General features: G+C 54.1%; 18 protein-coding genes. 6 read left to right on the top strand and 12 right to left on the bottom strand.

All coding sequences use genetic code 11. The features are described 5' to 3' along the window. Window positions 1-189: 189 nt before the first annotated feature. The gene (locus RA157_RS00265; RefSeq protein ID WP_350334486.1) at window positions 190-1,512 is read right to left on the bottom strand and encodes a GNAT family N-acetyltransferase; all 1,323 of its coding nucleotides are present in this window, start codon (window positions 1,510-1,512) and stop codon (window positions 190-192) included. Between the two features lie 310 nt (window positions 1,513-1,822). On the opposite strand from RA157_RS00265, the gene RA157_RS00260 reads away from it, so the two are divergent. After that, window positions 1,823-2,797: a polysaccharide deacetylase family protein gene (locus RA157_RS00260; RefSeq protein WP_350334485.1), complete on the top strand. Its 975-nt coding sequence runs from the start codon at window positions 1,823-1,825 to the stop codon at window positions 2,795-2,797. A gap of 16 nt (window positions 2,798-2,813) precedes the next feature. Here RA157_RS00260 and RA157_RS00255 read toward each other — a convergent pair whose 3' ends face one another. Then, window positions 2,814-3,041: a DUF2842 domain-containing protein gene (locus tag RA157_RS00255; protein WP_350334484.1), complete on the bottom strand. Its 228-nt coding sequence runs from the start codon at window positions 3,039-3,041 to the stop codon at window positions 2,814-2,816. A 175-nt stretch (window positions 3,042-3,216) separates the two neighbouring features. Between RA157_RS00255 and RA157_RS00250 the strand changes: the two genes are divergently transcribed. Beyond that, the gene (locus tag RA157_RS00250; protein ID WP_350334483.1) at window positions 3,217-4,272 is read left to right on the top strand and encodes a COX15/CtaA family protein; all 1,056 of its coding nucleotides are present in this window, start codon (window positions 3,217-3,219) and stop codon (window positions 4,270-4,272) included. A gap of 195 nt (window positions 4,273-4,467) precedes the next feature. Here RA157_RS00250 and RA157_RS00245 read toward each other — a convergent pair whose 3' ends face one another. Then, window positions 4,468-5,748 (bottom strand): O-acetylhomoserine aminocarboxypropyltransferase, encoded by a 1,281-nt coding sequence (locus tag RA157_RS00245; RefSeq protein ID WP_350334482.1) that lies wholly within the window; start codon window positions 5,746-5,748, stop codon window positions 4,468-4,470. A gap of 166 nt (window positions 5,749-5,914) precedes the next feature. Here RA157_RS00245 and RA157_RS00240 point away from each other — a divergent pair, with 166 nt between their 5' ends. Beyond that, window positions 5,915-6,502 (top strand): SagB/ThcOx family dehydrogenase, encoded by a 588-nt coding sequence (locus RA157_RS00240; RefSeq protein WP_350334481.1) that lies wholly within the window; start codon window positions 5,915-5,917, stop codon window positions 6,500-6,502. A gap of 1 nt (window position 6,503) precedes the next feature. On the opposite strand, the gene RA157_RS00235 is transcribed toward RA157_RS00240, so the two are convergent. Genes RA157_RS00235 through RA157_RS00225 form a run of 3 tightly spaced genes read right to left on the bottom strand, consistent with a single transcriptional unit; the run spans window position 6,504 to window position 8,595 of the window. Continuing rightward, window positions 6,504-7,229: a hypothetical protein gene (locus RA157_RS00235; protein WP_350334480.1), complete on the bottom strand. Its 726-nt coding sequence runs from the start codon at window positions 7,227-7,229 to the stop codon at window positions 6,504-6,506. A gap of 6 nt (window positions 7,230-7,235) precedes the next feature. Next, window positions 7,236-7,763, bottom strand: a complete 528-nt coding sequence (locus RA157_RS00230; protein WP_350334479.1) for a CoA-binding protein — start codon at window positions 7,761-7,763, stop codon at window positions 7,236-7,238. A gap of 13 nt (window positions 7,764-7,776) precedes the next feature. Next, window positions 7,777-8,595 carry an enoyl-CoA hydratase gene (locus RA157_RS00225; RefSeq protein WP_350334478.1) on the bottom strand — a complete coding sequence of 273 codons (819 nt, stop codon included), beginning with the start codon at window positions 8,593-8,595 and terminating at the stop codon, window positions 7,777-7,779. A 475-nt stretch (window positions 8,596-9,070) separates the two neighbouring features. Between RA157_RS00225 and RA157_RS00220 the strand changes: the two genes are divergently transcribed. Continuing rightward, entirely contained in the window at window positions 9,071-9,661 is a 591-nt protein-coding gene (locus RA157_RS00220) for a cytochrome b (RefSeq protein ID WP_350334477.1), read from the top strand. A gap of 96 nt (window positions 9,662-9,757) precedes the next feature. Here RA157_RS00220 and RA157_RS00215 read toward each other — a convergent pair whose 3' ends face one another. The 4 genes from RA157_RS00215 to RA157_RS00200 form a co-directional block, all read right to left on the bottom strand. Continuing rightward, complete coding sequence (locus RA157_RS00215) at window positions 9,758-12,181, bottom strand: GcvT family protein (RefSeq protein ID WP_350334476.1); 2,424 nt, start codon at window positions 12,179-12,181, stop codon at window positions 9,758-9,760. A gap of 147 nt (window positions 12,182-12,328) precedes the next feature. Further along, window positions 12,329-12,565, bottom strand: a complete 237-nt coding sequence (locus tag RA157_RS00210) for a hypothetical protein (protein ID WP_350334475.1) — start codon at window positions 12,563-12,565, stop codon at window positions 12,329-12,331. Next, a complete protein-coding gene (locus RA157_RS00205) occupies window positions 12,565-13,731 on the bottom strand; it encodes an aromatic ring-hydroxylating oxygenase subunit alpha (protein WP_350334474.1) in 1,167 nt (388 codons plus the stop codon). Before RA157_RS00205 ends, RA157_RS00210 begins: the two co-directional genes overlap by 1 nt. A gap of 138 nt (window positions 13,732-13,869) precedes the next feature. Further along, window positions 13,870-14,763 (bottom strand): LysR substrate-binding domain-containing protein, encoded by an 894-nt coding sequence (locus tag RA157_RS00200; RefSeq protein ID WP_350334473.1) that lies wholly within the window; start codon window positions 14,761-14,763, stop codon window positions 13,870-13,872. A 130-nt stretch (window positions 14,764-14,893) separates the two neighbouring features. On the opposite strand from RA157_RS00200, the gene cueR reads away from it, so the two are divergent. Then, window positions 14,894-15,301, top strand: a complete 408-nt coding sequence (gene cueR / locus RA157_RS00195) for a Cu(I)-responsive transcriptional regulator (RefSeq protein ID WP_350336243.1) — start codon at window positions 14,894-14,896, stop codon at window positions 15,299-15,301. Here cueR and RA157_RS00190 read toward each other — a convergent pair. After that, window positions 15,280-16,875, bottom strand: a complete 1,596-nt coding sequence (locus tag RA157_RS00190) for a 5-guanidino-2-oxopentanoate decarboxylase (protein ID WP_350334472.1) — start codon at window positions 16,873-16,875, stop codon at window positions 15,280-15,282. The genes cueR and RA157_RS00190 overlap by 22 nt on opposite strands. Window positions 16,876-17,263: 388 nt before the next feature. Here RA157_RS00190 and RA157_RS00185 point away from each other — a divergent pair, with 388 nt between their 5' ends. Beyond that, window positions 17,264-18,451: a molybdopterin-binding domain-containing protein gene (locus tag RA157_RS00185; protein ID WP_350334471.1), complete on the top strand. Its 1,188-nt coding sequence runs from the start codon at window positions 17,264-17,266 to the stop codon at window positions 18,449-18,451. Between the two features lie 105 nt (window positions 18,452-18,556). Here the strand turns inward: RA157_RS00185 and RA157_RS00180 are convergent, their stop codons facing one another. After that, window positions 18,557-19,666: an NAD(P)/FAD-dependent oxidoreductase gene (locus RA157_RS00180; protein ID WP_350334470.1), complete on the bottom strand. Its 1,110-nt coding sequence runs from the start codon at window positions 19,664-19,666 to the stop codon at window positions 18,557-18,559. Between the last annotated feature and the right edge of the window lie 8 nt (window positions 19,667-19,674).

The following is a 19,674-nucleotide window of genomic DNA, read 5'->3' as shown; positions in this document are numbered from 1 at the left end:
TTGTTTTTGCACGAATTTCTGCCTGAAAGTCTATCCATTTTTCAGACGCGCGCTGCAGGCCATTATGGCGACTGTAAAACGGATTAACCCCCGGAGCAAACACTGGTCCGGGTGTTTTATTGTTGGCGAGGATTGAAGATTCTGGTGGCGGATTGGCGCAGAGCTGGTCGTTCCTATGAAGGGCGATATCTAGGCAGCGTTACTGTCGCGACGATCTTGGTTTGCAACGGGCTGTTTGACGTTTTTGACCGACGGTAAAGCCTCTTCATCATCGCATGGATGAAAGACACAGAGCAGGTAAGCTTTGGCTCTTCGGTATAGATTAACCGCAGACCAAAGAGTTCTGGAGTTTTTGATTTCGGACTTGAGACGAGAGCCTACCCGAAGGGCAGGGACCAGAAGTCTGCCAATAGAAGCGACCGGGAGGAGATTGTCGAACAGAACGTCCTCTGTATCGCACCAGGCGCGTTTGTAGCGCGCATCTCCAATACCAAGATCAAAGATCACATCACCCAGCTCCGCACGATCCTGGATAAGGTAATGCAACAGATATTCACCCGGGCTGAGCTGTGCCAGTTCATCATCTGCAAAGGACGTTATACAGGCCGAGAACCTTCCTCTGTGACCGACGCCTGCGAAAATCGCCCGCACTTGACCATCGATAACCAGACTGTAGAAGGTCAGCAGATCTTTATCGGCTGATTGTGATCGCTGGATCAGATCAAGATAGAACAATATGGCATCGTCACTGCCGAAGGGGCTTTGAATGCCCTGATTTCGGAACCGCTCATTTCTCTGCTTGAGAAAGATTGAAAACAGCTCATAACCATCCGTTGCACTTTCCGAGATGCGGATTGCAACGGAGTGTCCGGATTCAAGAAGTTTGCGAGTCTGGGTCTTGTATTTCTTACGGGCTCTTTTGCGCACTACGGTTTCAAAATAGTGCTGAAAGCCACTGCTCAGATCCACAGAGAGCGCAATGCTTGGCGCATCCGAATAGGGGACAGCGGCGAACGGGTTATCCAGTCCATTCCAGCTCTTGGGTTGGTTCTGGAGCTGGACAACGTCAATTCTGGTGCCGTTTTGTGAGATGATCTTGAGCAGTTGGCAGATGTCTTGCGCTGACAATCTGCTCATCACATCCCGGCGATAAAGGCCCATATTGTAGTTGGTATGTTTTCCACCAATCCAGTTCAGGACCCGAAATGGTCCGCGACGCTTGATGCAGAGGGGGAGGATGAATGCAATCCCGTGATTATCGAATCCGGTCACAATCGCTGCTTCAATATTCTGCTCTGCGCCGATCGTATTCAGCCATGCATCCATCCAGCCAAACTGCTGATAGGGCGTCATAACGGCCGTTTTCTGGAAATCGTGCCATAAATATTCAAGCGAACTGGTGCTGTCGGAGAGATAAAGATCAAACGATTCGACATTGCCCAGATGCTGGCCAAGCATGTTGGCTGTCACCCGGCTTTCCGCCCGTTCAAATGCATCGACTTTCGATGGCATCGTGTCACTTCCCCAAAGTTGTTGATACAACCATAGGACACGCGCGTTCAGATCAATTTAATCTATCAACGGTAATTGTATAGAATAGTGCAGGAATTTGTTAAGGCTGTTGCTGCCCTATGCCATTGAGGTACTGCTTTCTGAATGGCATATGGTAAAGTGATTGCCTTCTGTCGCAAACAGGTTTGAGGCTGGTGCGTTGGATGTTTCGTCATTGAGAAGAGCCATTATTCGGCTTGGACTCGAGTCCTTTTATTACTCTGGTCTGTATCGGATGCTGTCGCCTGTTTGTGGAGGCAAGGGCGCTTTTTTGACCTTGCACCGTGTGCAGCCGCGGCAGGATGGCGATGATTTCCAGCCCAATCGACTTCTGGAAGTCACACCAGACTATCTTGAGGCCGTAGTCCGGCACTTGCGGGAAGCTGATATTGATCTTGTTTCGCTGGATGAAGCCTCAAATCGGTTGAATGACCCCGATGCCCGTCGTTTTGTCTGCCTGACGTTTGATGATGGATATCGCGATAATCTGGAACTGGCCTATCCCATCCTCAAAAAACACAATGTTCCTTTCTGTATCTATGTGGCGACCGGCCTGATTGATCGTCAGACGGAGCCATGGTGGCTTGTGCTTGAGGAAGTCCTGCGGAAATCACAAGCGCTGGATTTTGCCGGGGAAGGAGTGGAATGGTCGGCTCCGCTCAGAACATCTGGCGAGAAATGTGCGGCTTATCAGATGCTCTGGCATGCCCTGATGACCGGTGACCAGCATTGGCAGAGGCGGATTATCCGCAGGCTGGCTGACCAGGCTGATATCTCAATCGATGAGATGAACGATGAGCTGTTCATGACCTGGGATGAAGTCCGGACCATCAATCAGGATCCTCTTGTGACAATCGGTGCCCATACGGTCAATCATTACGCTTTGCGCCGCCTTGGCAGGGACGAAGCACGGGAGGAAATCATCCGCGGGGCAGCTGTTCTGGCAGAACAGCTCGGTGAAAACCCTGCACATTTTTCTTATCCTTATGGCATGGCTATGGCCGCGTCGGAGAGGGAGTTTCAGCTTGCGGCGGAAATCGGCTTCAAGACTGCCGTTACGACGCGCCCTGGGCTTTTGCACAGGAAGCCTATGGATGTACCCACCGCCTTACCCAGAATTTCGCTGAACGGAGAATATCAGGACCTTCGTTATCTGGATGTCCTGTTGTCGGGTGCACCGATGCTGTTCTACAAGGGACTCAAACTCATCAAGGGTGAGCGCCTGAGAGCATCTGAAGCCGCCTGATCTGTACGGAAGCTGATCACCCTTCAGCGTCTGCGGCCTCTTCGTCAGGTTTTGCCATCCATTTGATGATGATTGCGACTGGAATGGTCCAGAGCAGGCCAGCCAGAGCGTAGTAGACGAGTTCAAACAGACGGCTTGCTTCTGGCAGCTTTGCGACCGCAATGGTCATGGCCAGAAGGGCGTAGAAAATCATCCATATCAGGACCAGGATAACGCCGAAAAACTTGCGGGTTCTCTGTTTCATAATTGTGCTGGCCTCGTTGATCTGATTTCCGTGCATTCGCTTATAGATGATCGCGGACAATGTCACCTGTTCTCTTGGCCTCTGCGGCAATTTAATCATTGTATGATGGTGGGAGGCGTTTTAGACCAATTCCATTCCGGGGACATTTGAGAAGAAACAAGAAGGGTAATCCCATATGACCAGTGTCGATTTTGGCAGGCTCGCACGCAATGACCAGGCCGTAACGGGCCGCGCAGTCATTGTCTGGCTCTATGTCATTGCGCTGCTGATTTTTGTCATGGTGCTGGTTGGAGGAGCAACCCGACTGACGGATTCCGGTCTATCGATCACAGAGTGGAAACCCATTCATGGTGCCATTCCGCCCCTGTCTGTTGCCGAGTGGCAGGAAGAATTCGACAAGTACAAGCAGATTCCGGAATACGAACTCGTCAACAAGGGGATGAGCCTCGAAGAGTTCAAGTTCATCTTCTGGTGGGAATGGGGACATCGCTTTCTTGGACGCTTTATCGGTGTAGCCTTTCTGCTGCCATTTCTGTTTTTCCTCTGGAAAGGGGCCGTTCCAACCCGGCATAGGCCGCAGCTCTGGATGCTTTTTGTCCTGGGTGGTCTTCAGGGAGCCATCGGCTGGTGGATGGTGGCGTCCGGACTGACTGAGCGTGTGGATGTGAGCCAGTACAGGCTCGCCGTTCATCTGACGCTGGCCTGTGTCATCTTCGCCTATACGATCTGGGTTGCCAAGGATATGCAGCTTGAGCGGAAAGGCTTGTCCGAGCGTGAAAGCCAGTTTGGTTATGGCCTTGCCTGGGTTCTTCTTCTTCTGACGCTGGGGCAGATCTTTCTCGGTGGACTGGTCGCGGGCCTTCACGCCGGGCACGGCTACAATACATGGCCGTTGATGGGAGAGACATTCGTCCCTGAGGGCCTGCTGCAGTTTGAACCGGTCTGGATCAACGTCTTTGAGAACGCGATCACCGTTCAGTTCGACCACAGGATTCTCGCCTATATCCTGTTTGGCCTGACGCTCGTGCACACTATCCGCATGTGGGACACTCCCATGCGCCGCGGGGCCATGATGCTGATGACAGCCGTTACGGCACAGGCCATTATCGGTATCGGCACACTGGTCCATTCTGTACCGATGGCTCTGGGCCTGTTGCATCAGGGCGGTGCTGTTGTGGTGCTTTGGGTGGCGGTGGCCCACCTGCGGCGTCTGGCGTCCATGCCGGAATGAGGCAGGGTGTTTTGTCGCTAAAGCACCACTTGAATTGGCAGTAGTGCTTTAGGAGTTTGTCTCAGCGCGAGCTTTTATCTGAAAAGTCTATCAACTTTTCAGTAGCACGCTGTAGGTCAGGTTCTCTCTTTGATGCAATGTGTCAAAAAAAGCCGGGTCGAATGACCCGGCTTTTATTTGATCTATACAGAGGACTTAACTGAGGGCCTGTTTCAGGTCAGCAATGATGTCGCTTGCATCCTCGATGCCCACCGAGAGACGGACAACGTCCGGTCCGGCACCTGCTGCTGTTTTCTGCTCATCTGTCAACTGGCGATGGGTGGTGGATGCCGGGTGGATGACCAGGCTCCGCGTGTCACCGATATTGGCAAGGTGTGAGAAAAGCTGAAGGCTTTCAACAAGTTTGACACCGGCGTCATAACCGCCCTTGAGCCCAAAGGTGAAAACGGCACCAGAGCCTTTCGGACAGTATTTCTGTGCGGTGTTGTAGCTCTTGTCGCCGGGCAGACCGGAGTAAGATACCCAGCTCACGGCCTCATGGGAGGCGAGGAAGGCTGCGACTTCCTTCGCGTTATCAGAATGCTTCTGCATGCGCAGCGGCAGGGTCTCAATACCCGTGAGAATAAGGAACGCGTTCATCGGCGAGATCGCCGGACCAAGGTCGCGCAGGCCAAGAACACGGCAGGCGATGGCAAAAGCGAAATTGCCAAAGGTCTCGTGGATCTTGATGCCCTGATATTCCGGGCGTGGCTCTGACAGCATTGGATATTTGCCGGATGCAGACCAGTCAAACGATCCGGCGTCTACAATGATGCCGCCCATGGAGTTGCCATGGCCGCCCATGAACTTGGTCAGGGAGTGCACAACAAGATCTGCGCCGTGTTCAATCGGACGGCAGAGATAAGGGGTCGCCATGGTGTTATCGACGATCAGCGGCAGGCCATGTTTCTTGGCGACAGCGGAAATCGCATCCAGATCCATGACAATCCCGCCAGGATTGGCGATGGATTCACAGAAGATCGCCTTTGTCTTGTCGGTAATGGCGGCTTCAATGGCAGCCGGATCGTTGAAGTCGGCCCAGGCAACATTCCAGCCATATTGCTTGAAGGAATGGGTGAACTGGTTGATGGAACCGCCATAAAGCTGTCGCGAGGCAACAAATTCGTCACCAGGTTCCAGCATGGCGTGGAAAATCAGATGCTGGGCCGCATGACCGGATGAGACGGCAAGCGCCGCTGTACCGCCCTCAAGAGCTGCAACGCGCTCTTCCAGAACCGCCTGGGTCGGGTTCATGATGCGGGTGTAGATGTTGCCAAAAGCCTGAAGACCGAAGAGCGAGGCTGCATGATCCACATCATCAAACACAAAGGATGTGGTCTGATAAATAGGTGTTGTGCGGGCACCGGTCGCCGGGTCCGGCTGTGCTCCGGCATGGACAGCTAGGGTATCAAACCCGGGGATATGATCGTCGCTCATGGAAGCCTTCCTCCGTTAGCATAAAATGTTTGTGACCTTTGTAACCGTATTATCGGGCAGGGGAAAGCGCTTACGGCGAAAGATATCTGGCCTTTCACAAGGCTTTAGTTGTGTTTGGCTGCCTGATTCGATAGCGTTTCAGGCATGGGGAGCATGAGGCGTCAGTATGAGTGATTTTCTTCAGACCTTGTCGCGGCGGCGAAGCAATCGGGATTTCGCGTTGGAACCTATAACGTCCAGTGATCTGGAGGCGGTACTCTGGGCGATGTATGGGGTCACTGATGAAAGCGGCAAGCGGACTGTTCCGTCAGCGGAGAGCCTGCATCCTCTCAAACTGTTTCTAAGCGTTGGTCATGTGGAAGGCCTGGACCGTGGACTGTTTGAGGTGGATATGGTCGAGCAGACCTTCACGCGTCGTAGCCGCAGGGATCTGAGACTTGGCCTGGAGCAGGCTGCTCTTGGCGAACAGCCATGGGTGGGGTCTGCAGCAGCTGTTGTTACCGTCTGCGGCAACATTCCGCTTGCCTGCCGACATTTTGTCGATCAGCCTCCTTATGGAGTGCGTGGAGAGCGCTATGTCTATCTTGAGGCTGGCGCATCTGCCCAGAATGGCCAGCTGGCGGCCACAGCCAACGGCTTGGCATCGGTATTGGTGGCAGGTTTCCGAGATGAGATCACATCGGAATGTCTGGGCCTGAAAGCCCCATGGTCGCCCATCCTGCATCTTTGCCTGGGCGAGCCCGAGTCAGAATAAGTTATCTCAATCCGATATAGGTTTTGTTCTGGATTGAAAACGTGCACTTGCCATTGTTGCTTCTGGAGAAGCTGAATGGCTTGCTGATGGTGCATTTGCTGATGCCGTTACCGGGTTTCGCCGTGCTGATGGCCTTCCGAGGGATTTTGAACCCCACTCGATTGAGTTGTTTGACGAAGCTACCGGGACGCCACTGGATGCGACCGGTATATCGTCTGCCAAATGTTCCGGCATAGGTGATTGAGCCAGGACGGGCATCGAAAACCGGAACATTTCCGTTTGCCAGATGAATTGTACGTTTCTGGTTTTGGCTGCTGGAAAGGAATGCCGGAAAATATTTGCCCGGTTTTACACGGACCAGAAAAATCCTCCGGTTCGAACCTGGAATGCGCACCGAAAAATGGTCGCTCCATCGGGTTGGAATTCCATCTGAACCGACACCACCCGGATCGTAGAGATACAGATTATAGGTCGGATCTGTTCCAAGGAAACCGCTGACACATAGCAGTTCGTGCCGTCTGGCTGTTACACTGTATGTGCGACCATCGGATACGGAACATATAGAACCAAGATAGCTCTGGTTCCCTGTCACTTCAAAGGCCAGATAAGCCCAAGAGCGGGGCACTTTGAACGTTCCGAGATCCTTGATCAGACTGTTGCCGCTCAAGATGGTCAGCAGGAAGAATAGCAATGAAATGCGTTTGATCGCTGTAATAAGTGTTTTCATCAGGATTCAATCCGACTTCCGGCCAGTTCCAAGCTTCCGGTGTTGAAAACCTGCTGCGAGGCGCGGTTTTTTGGAGGACAGTGTGCGAGAGTTTACACCTGCCCAGCCGATTTCTCCGGAAAGTCGACCATATTCGATCTTCGGACAGCGGTTCATCACCACATTGAGACCGGCTTCTTCTGCGCGTTCTGCGGCCTCGTCGTTGCGCACCTGAAGCTGCATCCAGACCACTTTGGCACCAATGGCAATGGCATCATCGGTAATCGGACCTGCGGCTTCCGAGTTCCGGAAGATGTCGACCATATCCACTGGCTGAGGAATGTCCTTCAGGGATGCGTAAACCGTCTGGCCGAGGATCTCCTTACCTGCCTGGCCGGGGTTGACGGGGATGACCTGATAGCCTTTCTCCAGCATATATTTCAGCACGAAATAGCTGGGGCGCACCGGATTGGGGCTTGCGCCAACCATGGCTATCGTCTTGACCTCATCAAGAACGCCCCTGATATAGCTGTCTGAATAGCTGTCGTGGTTCATCCCGTTTATGCCCTTATTCGCCGGTCCATTCCGGCTGCCGCTTCTGGATAAACGCATTGATGCCTTCTTCCGCATCACGAGCCAGCATATTCTCGGTCATGACCTGCGAACAATAATCATAGGCTTCCTGAAGTGGCATATCGAGTTGATTGTAGAAGGCTTCCTTGCCGATTTTCAGGGTGAGGGGGGATTTCGAGGCGATCTCGCTGGCATATTTATCGATGACCGTGCGCAGATACTGTTTAGGAACCACCCGGTTGACGAGGCCATAGCCTTTGGCAGTGATTGCGTCGATGATTTCACCGGTGAGCAGCATTTCCATCATCTGTTTGCGTTGCAGATTACGGCTGACAGCCACCATGGGCGTTGAGCAGAAAAGGCCGATATTGACTCCCGGAGTACAGAATTCCGCCTGGTCGGCTGCGATGGCGAGATCGCATGTGGCCACCAGCTGGCATCCGGCTGCCGTGGCCATGCCCTGAACTTCGGCAATCACTGGCTTGGGACATTTCACGATGCCCATCATCATCGCTGAACAGCGCGCCATGATATCGGCGAAATAGGCGCGACCGCCGTCCTCATCAGCCCGGTGCAGGGTCATTTCCTTCAGGTGATGGCCGGCACAGAACACATCGCCATCGGCTGCCAGAACAATCACATGAACGCTTTTGTCTTCACCAGCCTCTTTAAAGGCTTCTGTCAGAGCGTCCAGCATTTCCTCAGACAGGGCATTGCGGCTTCTGGCCCGGTTCATGGTCAGTCGGAGCGTGGTGCCAATCTGCTCACGTAGCAGAGGAGCATCGGAAGCAAGGGAAGGAGCGGTGTCGGTCATGGTCGTGTCCCGGTTCAAATCATCTATCTGTTGATGTAGTCCGGCGGTGACCCTGTGTCTATGCTTCATCTGGTGATGGTGCTGCTTCTTGTCGTAGGAACCGGATGTCGTTGGAGAGACCATCACCGCAATGTGAGAAGTCACGGCATCTGGTCTCTGGCAAGCTGACTAGAGTCAAGACTCATTGCTCACGCCCATTCTGTTTGTCAGGGAAGGGCAGAATGGGCAGAAACAAGAGCGCAGGACAGGTGGATCCTATTCAAGCTGTTGTTTGTGGTCAGGCTGAGCTTCCCTGATGAACCCGAAGGGCGAGGTCATTTTACCGCCCGGCTTTGTTGGAGACCCTTGAAAACCAGAAGGTTTCCTGCGGCCCTCCGCCGCGCCGGACGAAAAAATGACGATCGCAGAATGGACGTGAGCAATGAGTCTTGACCCTAGGATCTACAGTCCAGGAAGCAAAGGCCAGATATCCGGGATGTCGCAATCGTCAGACAGTTGGACAGATGCTTTTGGGGTTGGAGAGATAACCCGACGCAAGGCGCTCGCAATCCGGCTTCTTCACTGGAGTGTGGTTGTGCTGTTCATTGTGGCTTTTGCGACGGCCTACAAGGCGTTTGATTTCCATACGAGCATGCCGGTCTGGGTGCGGGATGCTCTGTTCGCTGCTCATCGTTTATCGGGCATGCTCGCCGGTTTGCTGTTGCTGATCTGGCTGCTGGTGCGGTTATCAGCGTTTATCCGTCTGGCAAGGGAGCGTGTCCGGCCGAAAATTCTGGACCTTTTTCACTTCGGGCTGGGAATAGCCTGCTTCATCCTGCCGGTTCTGCCGTGGATTGCGCGCAGTCAGGATGGCCGGACGGCGGAGCTCTATTCTCTCCTCCCAACCTATAATTCGATGTCCCCGCCAACGACCAACTTTGTTTACAAGCTTCTGGCTGAACACAGAGATCTGGCTGATATCGTGCTGATATTGCTTGGCATCCATATTGCCGGAGCGTTGTTCCACCGGTTTGTTCTGAAAGACCGTGTGATGTGGAGCATGTGGTTCGGTGGCAAGTCGGGATAATGCTCAGAACGCTGTGTATGCAAAGACAAAACCCGGATCAAGAGGGCTGATCCGGGTCTCTTATCGGAGGTAAGGCTTGTTGCGATCGGCGAGAGGTTACCCCCGCAAACGCTCTCCATCCGGATCGAACGGAGGCTTGTCCAGAAGCACCGCCTTGTGGGGCTGGCCGAGAATGGCGATTTCAAAAGTGTCGCCGGGCTTGTGATACTCGGTCTTGACGAAGCCAAGGGCGAGGGACTTCCCGCATGTGAATCCGTAGGCGCCGGTTGAAACGCGCCCGACAGGAGTGCCATCTTCGGCGAAGATCGGTTCACCACCGGTGGCGTCTGCGTTTGTAACGTTCACTTCGAAGAGGCTGAGCATTTCGCGAGGGGTCTTGTCCTTCAGCGCCAGATAGGCGTCCTTGCCAAGGAAGTCTCCCTTGTCGAGTTTGATCAGCCGGTCGAGGCCGACTTCCTGCGGCCAGTATTCCGGGGAATATTCGCGGCTCCAGCTTCCATAGCCCTTCTCAACGCGCAAGGAGCCAAGCGCACGACCACCCACCGGCACGATGCCCAGGTCAGTTCCTGCTTCAAACAGGGCGTCATAGAGCGCGAGCTGTTTCTCCTGAGGGACATAGACCTCATAGCCAAGATCACCGGTGAAGGACACGCGCAGCACCCGGGCCTCAATCCCGGCCACAGTCATGACTTTGGACCGCATGAACCTGAAGCTGTCATTAGACAGATCTTCATCGGTCAGCCGCAGCATCAGGTCGCGGGCCTTTGGTCCGGCGATATTGAAGCCTGTCCAGGATTCTGTCAGGCAGTCAAAGGTTGTGTCTTCCGGCAAGGGCACTGCATTGAAGAAGCGCTTGTGGTAACGCTCGGCAATACCCGAGCCCACCATGTAATAATGGTCATCCGCCAGTTTTGTGATGGTGAAATCGCCAGCGATGCCGCCACGCTTCCCGAGAAGCGGTGTCAGGCAGGATCGGCCATCAATGGTCGGAACCCTGTTGGCGACGACCTTGTCGAGCCAGTCATGAGCACCGGGGCCTTTTATCTCGTATTTGGCGAAGTTGGAGACATCGATGACACCAACTGCTTCACGCAGGGCACGGCATTCATTACCCACATGCTTGAACCATGCCTGGCGTTCAAAGCCATAGTCTTCAATTGCTTCCACGCCTTCTGGTGCATACCAGAGCGGGTGCTCCCAGCCATAGTTGAGGCCGAAGACAGCGCCTTTTTCCTTTTGCCGTTCATAAACCGGACGCATGCGGGCCGGGCGACCTGCTTCGCGTTCTTCAAACGGGAAATGGATTTTGAAGCGATGGGCATAGCAATCAAGCGCCCGTGCCTTCGTGAAGCTCTTGGTCGCCCAGGCGCTGTCATAGCGAGCCATGTCCCAGGGGAAGAGATCCAGCTCAGGTTCACCTTCAACAATCCACTGGGCGAGAAGCGAGCCTAGACCACCGGACTGGCTGAAGCCCGGGATAATGCCGTTACAGCAGTAGTAGTTTTTCAGCTCCGGCACCGGGCCAAACAGGGCGGATGAATCCGGGGACCAGATCATCGGACCGTTGATCACCCGTTTGATACCGGCCTCGGCCAGGGCTGGAATGCGTTCACAGGCCCGCATGATGTTGTCGGAAATACGGTCCAGATCGTCAGGCAGAAGTTCGTGGCCGAAATTCATCGGTGTGCCGTCTTCGGCCCAGAAGCGTCCGTCTTTCTCATAGGCTCCGACCAGAAGGCCCAGACCCTCCTGACGCAGGTAATATTCTCCGTCGCGATCGGCGATCGATGGCAGGCGGCGGTCCATGCCAGCGATTTCCTCAATTGTTTCAGTGACAAAATACTGATGTTCCATGGTCATCAGCGGCAGTTCGAAACCTGCCATCCTGGCCACTTCGCGGCCCCAGAGACCTGCGGCGTTGACCACGATTTCGGCATGAATGGTGCCTTTGGTCGTCACTACGTCCCAGGTGCCATCCTCCCGCTGATTGGTTTCGACCACAGGTGTGAAGCGATAGATTTCTGCGCCGTTCTGTTTGGCACCCTGCGCGTATGCATGGGTGACACCGGACGGATCCACATTGCCGCCATCCTGCTCGAACATGGCACATCGGATGCCGGTGAAGTCGACCAGCGGATGCAGTTCCTTTGCTTCAGCAATGGATACTTCGTGGAAATCAACGTCGAAATAACGCGCCTTGGCGGCCTGAATGCGGAGCTGATGTTCACGGTCCTTGGTCTGGGCCAGATAGATGGAGCCTGGCTGAAAAATGCCGCAGCCCTGACCGGTTTCCTGCTCAAGTTCCTTGTAGAGCTTCATTGTATAGTACTGAAGCTTGGAAATATTGTTGTTATCATGCAAGCCGTGAATACCGGCAGCCGCATGCCATGTTGAACCGGAGGTCAGCTCGTCACGTTCCAGAAGAACGACGTCTTTCCAGCCAAGTTTCGTCAGGTGATAGAGGATTGAGCAGCCAACAAGGCCACCGCCGATTACTGCCACGCGCACATGCGTTTTCATGGATTGCTCCGGTCCATCGGATCTGTGTCTTCTGTTTATTCAAAAGAGCTTACCGATTGAGATGTCTCTGATTGTGAGATTTTGTCTGTTTGTTTGACGATATGCGACAAAACACATGTCATCCTGAGATGAATTCAGTTTGTCGTTTCAGTCTTCAGTTTCACGACCATAGCCGTGCAGAATGTTCTTCAGCCTCTGTGCATCCGGCAGTCCGGCCTGCAGTGAGAAAATATAGGCCTGGGTATAGAGGAAGCAGGCGGCGTCGATATCCTGCTCTGCTTCCATGATCGCACCGGCCTGGCCATACAGGCTGGCCAGTGCGTGGAGGTCTTCGCGCTCGTGAGCATCCATGATGCTGGCATCAAGCGCTTTCAGATCAGTCATTATTCTGCTGCTTCGGCTTCCGGCATGAAACGGGAAGCGACCCAGTGATGGAAGCAGTGGGTTGCCGTGTCGAGAACCGGTGAGAAGCGACCGCCATCAAACTGATGGGCACTCCGGCCTCTCTGCATGCCTTCAACAACAAAGATGTCTTCGACGAACACGCCTTTCCACATACCGGCATTCTGCTGGCGTAATGTGGCATAGTCGTCGGTCAGCATCTCAGGATCTGTGTAGTAGATCTCAACATGCTCGACCGTGTTGTGCATGTCGATGGCTTCCAGAATGATTGCGAAGGTGTGATCGCGATGAACGCCCAGCAGAACATTCGGGAACAGCGCAATATATTCAGCGCCCGTATCCCATTTTGAAGACAGATCGGGGAAGTTTTTCAGCGTCTTGCCGTCGTCATTGAGGGTCGGGTTGTAAACAACCGTTCCCTGGCCGGCATAGTGGCCATATTCATTGATGTTGTAGTGATCTTCGATCCGGGAATAGGCGTTCAGACCCGGGTGAACCCATGGCAGGTGGTAGGATTCGCAGTAGTTTTCTACGGCCAGCTTCCAGTTGGTTTTGATTTCCAGTTTGAAGCTTGAATCCGGGCCGCCGTGATAGATCGGATGATCGAACTCTTTCCAGCGCTGAAGAAGATGCGCGGCATAGTCCTCAAAGGCTGGCGCTGTGCCGGACACATTGACGAAAATGATGTCCATCCAGACGTGGGAGCGAACAATATTCAGTCCAAGCTGATCGCGATTCACATCCTCATGAGTGTTGTTACCGGGGCCGCCCACATGTGGTGTTGCGCGCAGCTTGCCATCGAGGTCATAGCACCATGAGTGATAGGCACACCGGATTGCGCCGGTTATTTTCTTCGGTTCTTCTACCAGGATCATCCCGCGGTGACGGCAGATATTTTCGTAAACGCGGACGTTGCCGTCTTTGTTGCGCAGGGCAAGAAGCGGCTGACCGAGAAAATTGACCGGCATGGCATCGCCACTTTCAGGGATGTCTTTCGCAAAGCCGATAGCAGCCCAGTTGTCAAAGAAAACGCTCTGCTTTTCTTCGGCAAAGGTTGCCTCGTCGGTATAAAACTCGTTTGGCAGGCCGTTGGCGGTGTTCACCGGGCGCATAACGGCTTCGAGTACTGACTTGTCGATCATTTTCATGAGTAAAGCCCTCCTGAGAAACCAGCTGGTGTGACGTCCGGCATCCCCTAGGCTGGATTTATTCTAATTCTTAACTAGAAGGCCGTGTTTTTCATCCAAATTCAATAGGCATTCTATGCGCAATTGATTGATTTCAAGTCAACTGAGATAGTGATCCAGAAGCCAGGCTCTGATGGTTTCCGCTTCATCACTCAGCGGTCGGTCGTCGCGCCAGGTCAGGTAATAACCGCTTTTTGTCTCGATACCTGTGTCAGTTAGCCGTTTCAGCTTTCCCTGATCGAGAAGTGGTTGAATGAGCATTTGCCATCCAAGCGCGACGCCCTGATTGTCCTGTGCGGCCTGAAGAACAATCACGTAATTGTTAAAGCGACGCCCGGATACAAGGCGTTCATCAAGCCCGGTAGCCCGGAACCAGTCCTCCCATGTTGGCCAGCGATTTCCTCCGGATTCCAGTCGAAGAAGCGGCAGATTGGGAATCTCTTCAATCGCGACCCGGTCTTGCGGGAAATCGGGACCTGCTACAGGGAAAATCTCATCCCTGAACAGGAGTTGCGATGTTTCTCCGGGCCAGGAGCCATCACCATAGCGAATGCGCAGATCAAGTTCGGGTCTTAGAAAATCTACCGGATCATCAGAAATCAGATGATTGACGGTGATGTCGGGGAAACTTCTCCAGAATTCACCGATCCGTGGCATCAGCCACATTGTGGCAACTGCAGTGCTGGCTGCAATCGTCACATCAACGGGTGATCGTTTGTGTCTTATCTGTCTGATGGTGTTGGATATTTCGTTGAAGTTCTGTGACAGGACAGAATAGAGCAGGGCACCTTCGTCGGTCAATTCCACGCCACGATGGATGCGATTGAACAGAGAAGAGCCCAGCTCTTCCTCAAGTGCCTTGATTTGCCGGGTCACTGCGCCTGGTGTCACACTCAGCTCAGAGGCTGCTTCTTTGAGACTGAGATGACGGGCCGAGGCCTCGAAGACGGCGAGGGTGGTCAGAGAAGGTAAATCGTAGAACCGGCGTGCCAAGACGGTCTCCTGTCAATTGAGATAGGGGCAATGGTGACCTGACTTGATACATGTCGCAACAGAAACTTATCGCAGCCGTTTCCAAAATGATAAGATAGCCGGGTGTTGAACTCAGCCAGAGTTGAGGATGATGAATATCGGTGAGGCTTCCAGCCGGAGTGGATTACCCGCAAAGACTATTCGCTATTATGAAGAGCTGGGTCTCGTTGTTCCGGATAGAAGGCCGAATGGCTATCGGGATTATTCCGATAAACATGTGCACAAACTGCGGTTTCTGCAGAGAGCTAGACGGTTTGATTTTTCCGTGGCTGAATGCAGGCAGTTGCTGTCGCTCTATGAGGACCAGGACCGTTCAAGCGCTGACGTCAAGGCTATTGCTGAGCATCATCTGGAGGATCTCGACCGCAAGCTCGGGGAATTGAGAGAATTGCGGGAAACCTTGGCTGCTCTCGTCGCCTGCTGCCCGGGGGATAATCGCCCGGACTGCCCGATTTTAAGCGGGCTTGGGCGACCAGATCAGGACCGGGAAACCCTGTAGTGAATCAGCGCCGGGCGATTTCGATCCGCGACCTTTTTGATTGCATCTGGCAAACTGTCCATGTCTGTCACCTGTTCTGTGTCAAAGCCATAGGATTCAGCCAGTTTGACAAAGTCGGGAGGCGTCAGATTGACGCCTTCAGGCTTGATCTGCCTGTTCACCATGTAGGATTTGATCTCGCCATATCCGGCATTGTCCCAGACTAGAATGGTTATCGGCAGGTCGTGGTCGATGGCTACGCCCAGTTCGCCAAGTGTGAACTGGATACCCCCATCGCCCATCATGCAGAGGACATGGTGTGAAGGGGTGGCCGCTTTGGCCCCGAGGGCTGCGCCCAATGCATAGCCCAAGGTGCCGAAACCGGTGGCGGAGTTGAACCAGCCGCCGCTGGTATCTGGGGCAAATCCCATATTTCCGGCGTAGGTAAGTTGAGTTGAATCGCCGACAAAAACGGTCTCTGGGACCAGCGCACGGATCTGCTCAAGCAGCCCGATGTTCTGCTGATAGGAGGCTGGTTGTACTGCCCAGGCCTTTGTGCGGGTGGCTTTCGCTCTCCCGGCCCCGTCGTTTGAGGGGGCGGTCTGCTGCACGTCATCATTCAGGCGCGCAATTGCCCTGGCTGCGTCACCGGTAATTGGAAGGTCTGGTCTGATGGAGCGGCAGAGCATTTGCGGGTCTATATCAACGCGCGCCAGAAAGGCAGGATCAACTGAGCGGCCCGTGTCGTACATGTCATAATCTGTTCGCCCCATCTCAGTTCCGAAAGCGAGGACAAGGTCGGCATCGTCAACCAGTGCCCGGACCTCTTCAAGGCTCGGGCTGAATGGAACATGCAGGGGATGATCCGGGGCCATCAGGCGGCGTCCGTTGATGGTGGTGATGACAGGTGCATCGAGTTTTTCAGCCAGTTGCCGTAAATCATCCCGTGCAACAGGGCTGACGCCTCCGCCCGCCAGAATGACCGGCTTCCTTGCCTGACTGCATCGTTGCGCAAGATCCCCAAGTGAGATCGGGTCGATGGCTGGCGATGAGGGAAGCGGATAGGATTTCAGAGCGTCCGGCTCAACAATCTCCGTCATGACGTTGAGAGGGATTTCCAGATGAACCGGGCCTGGCCGGGCGCTGGAAAAGATGGCGAATGCTCGCGCCAGCGCTTCCGGCAATTCCTGCGGAGTCTGGATCGTTCGCGAGAAAAGAGCGGCCTCTCCGGCAAACCCTCGCTGGTCTGGCATCTCGTGGAGATAACCGCGACCCGAATCATAATGTCCGGTGGCATTGACCGCAGAGAGGACCAGCATCGGGATTGAATCGGCTCGTGCCTGCAGCATTGCGGTGGCAATATTGGACAGGCCGGGTCCTGAAATAACCAGGCAAACCCCCGGCTTTCCGGTCATTCTGGCATATCCGTCCGCCATAAAACCGGCACCCTGTTCATGGCGCGGTGTGATATGGCGGATTGTTGAGGTTTCAAGACCGCGATATAGTTCAACCGTATGGACACCGGGAATTCCAAAAACTGTATCAACACCGTATTTGGTGAGCAGTGTGATGAGATGTTCTCCCAGTGTGGTCATGACTGATGATCCTCGGTCGCGGGTCTGAAACTGTTTCTATCAGTATCCGGGTGTCGTTTCATCGTCGAGGGCGAATTAGGGTCAAGACTCATTGCTCATGCCCATTCTGTTCATCAGGGAAGGGCGGAATGGACACAAACAGGAGTGCAGGACAGGCGGGATCCTATTCAAGCTGTTGTTTGTGGTCAGGCTGCGCTTCCCTAATGAACCCAAAGGGCGGGGTCATTTTAGCGCCCGGCTTTGTTGGAGCTCCTTGAAAACCGGAAGGTTTCCTGCGAACCTCCGTCGTGCCGGACAAAAAAATGACTATCGCAGAATGGACGTGGGCAATGAGTTTTGACCCTAAGGGCTTCAGGCCCCAAATGAGAACAAGAATATGCAGGGTCTGATGAGTGATTTTCATCTCAAAGAGTTTTCTGTTCCTGAAGCCTTTGACTGTCTCAAAGATACAATGAAGCCTGTTGAAGAATGTGACCTGTTGTCCTTCGACCAGTGTGCAGGTCGAATTCTGGCAAGGGATGTTCTCAGTGCAAAGCCGATACCTGATCAGCGCCTTGCTGCTGCCAGTGGATATGCGGTGAGGCGTTCAGAAGCCCTGGAAGCGGGGGCCTTGCGCCTTATACCTGCGCGGCTGCTTTCAGACCGGCAAGCTCAGAATGTCCACAGTCTGCCAACGCCAAAACGTGTGGCACAAAGGATTGAAAAGGGGCAGCCCGTCCCTGACTGGGCAGATCTGGTTGTTGCAGATACCCGTTGCACGGTTACCGATGACCTTGTGAGTGTAGGGGCGGTTGAGGATATCGCCGACAGGGATCATGTTCTTCAGCCGGGAAGTCTTTATCACAAGGGGCAGGAGCTTTTCTCCGGCAACAGTCTGATTGATCCCGAGTGCATTTATCTGGCCGCACGTGCCGGACTGCCCGCTCTTCCGGTTCGCAGGCGCTTGCAGCTGGGTATCATATCCTCCAGTGACGGGGCTGATGCGCCTGGGGCGATGCTGGCGTCTCGATTTGAGAAGCCTTCTGTCCAGATTCTGTCCCAGCTTGGCGTTGATCCGGACCCGGCCCAGATTGAGGACAGTATGCTGAACCTTTCAGCCTCCTGTGATCTGATTGCCGTTGTCTGTACGGACACGGTTCGGAAAACCAAGGAGATGCTTCTCTCCATAGGAGCGAGCTTTTTCACAATAGATGTGCCTGGCGGTGGAATCGTCTTTTGTGGATGCCTTGATGACTGCTGGTATGTGCTTGCTCCAGACAGGTGGCTGGGTCTGAATGTGGCCGCACTGATCCTTGATGGCGCTGTGCAGCATATGTCGGGTTGCACCGCTGATGATGACGGTCAGTCTATTGGCATCAGTGCCTTTTCCCGAGAGGGAAGCGCTACCGGATATGAGACGCTCCCTGTGCAGGTGTCAGCATTGAATGAATTCGGATTGCCTATGCTGGCTTGTGTTGACCCGGAAGAGCATCAGCCGTCCACTATGGAACCGGGTGTCGTTGACGGTATCCTCTGCCTTGGTCCGTCACAGCGCAGCGTTGGTGTCGGCAAGCGGATCAGGTTTTACAGGTTCTGAAGGCTAGCGCATTTTGCGATGAACAGGGTTCATACGCATGCTCTATGTCTTTGATGACGCGAGTTGTTTATCGCCAAACCGATCCCCACTTTGGCGCAACGCGCTCTAACGGCTGAAACGCGAAGGGGCCAGGCCATTGAGCGTTTCAGGCGTGACGTCCGACTGCCGATCAAGAATGAGATTTGCTGCTATGTGGCTCATGGCAGGGGCTGTCTGGATGCCATAGCCACCTTGACCTGCAAGCCAGAAGAAGCCCGGACAATCCGGGTCAAAACCGTTGACCGGCAATCGGTCCGGCGCGAAGGTCCGGAGACCGGCCCATGAGCGTTCCACCCGGGAGACAGGGATGGTAACTGCCTGCTCAAACCGATAGAGCCCTTCGGCAAGAACCATGTCATCCGGATATGTATCCGAAGGGGGAACAGGATCTTCATCCGCAGGTGAGACGAGCAGTTTGCCAGCCTCCGGCTTGGCGTACCAGTCTTCTGCCATTTCAACGAAAAGAGGCCAGTCGGCAATATCCATGGCATCTGGTGCAGGAAGAATTGCCGCCGTACGCCGCATGGGTATCAGGCCGAGTGGCCGGGCTCCTGACAATTCTGCAACCCGATCTGCCCATGCACCTGCCGCATTGACGAGAATTCTGGCTTTGATGGTGCCCTGGCTGGTTTTGATGAACCAGTGCTGTTCTTGTTTTTGGGCAGATATAATCTCTGTTTTGAGGCGTATCTGTGCGCCGTTGTTTCGTGCATGGTGCAGGCATCCCCGATGCAGGCGGTCCACATCAATATCGAGCGCTTCCGGTTCATAGGCCGCACGAGACAATTGTGAGATATCAAGAATCGGGACCCGTTTGCTGACTTCCTCAAGGGATAGTTCCTGAAGATGGGGCGTTGCCTTGAGAAAACCATCGAAAGCGGCTTCGTTCTCGGGGCGCGAGAGATAAAGTAGGCCTCGTCTCTTCAAGAGCGTGCCATCAATTTCAGCAAAGGGCGGGTTCCTGAGAAAATCCGAACTCATCCGATTGAGTGTCCGAACCAGATCCGGTCCGTAGCTCTCTATATAGATGGCGGCTGACCTGCCGGTGCTGTGATAGCCGGGTTGTTCCTCGCGTTCGATAAGGAGAACATCTGCATGTCTGGCCAGAAAGGCCGCAGCTCCGGCGCCCGCCATGCCAGCGCCAATGATAAGAATATCGGTTTCGAAATCGGTCATGGATCTGG

Source organism: Coralliovum pocilloporae, from assembly GCF_030845175.1.
Taxonomy (GTDB): Bacteria; Pseudomonadota; Alphaproteobacteria; order Rhizobiales; family Cohaesibacteraceae; genus Coralliovum; species Coralliovum pocilloporae.
Note: the sequence above shows the minus strand (reverse complement) of the source record. Positions and strands in the feature narration are given on the sequence as shown.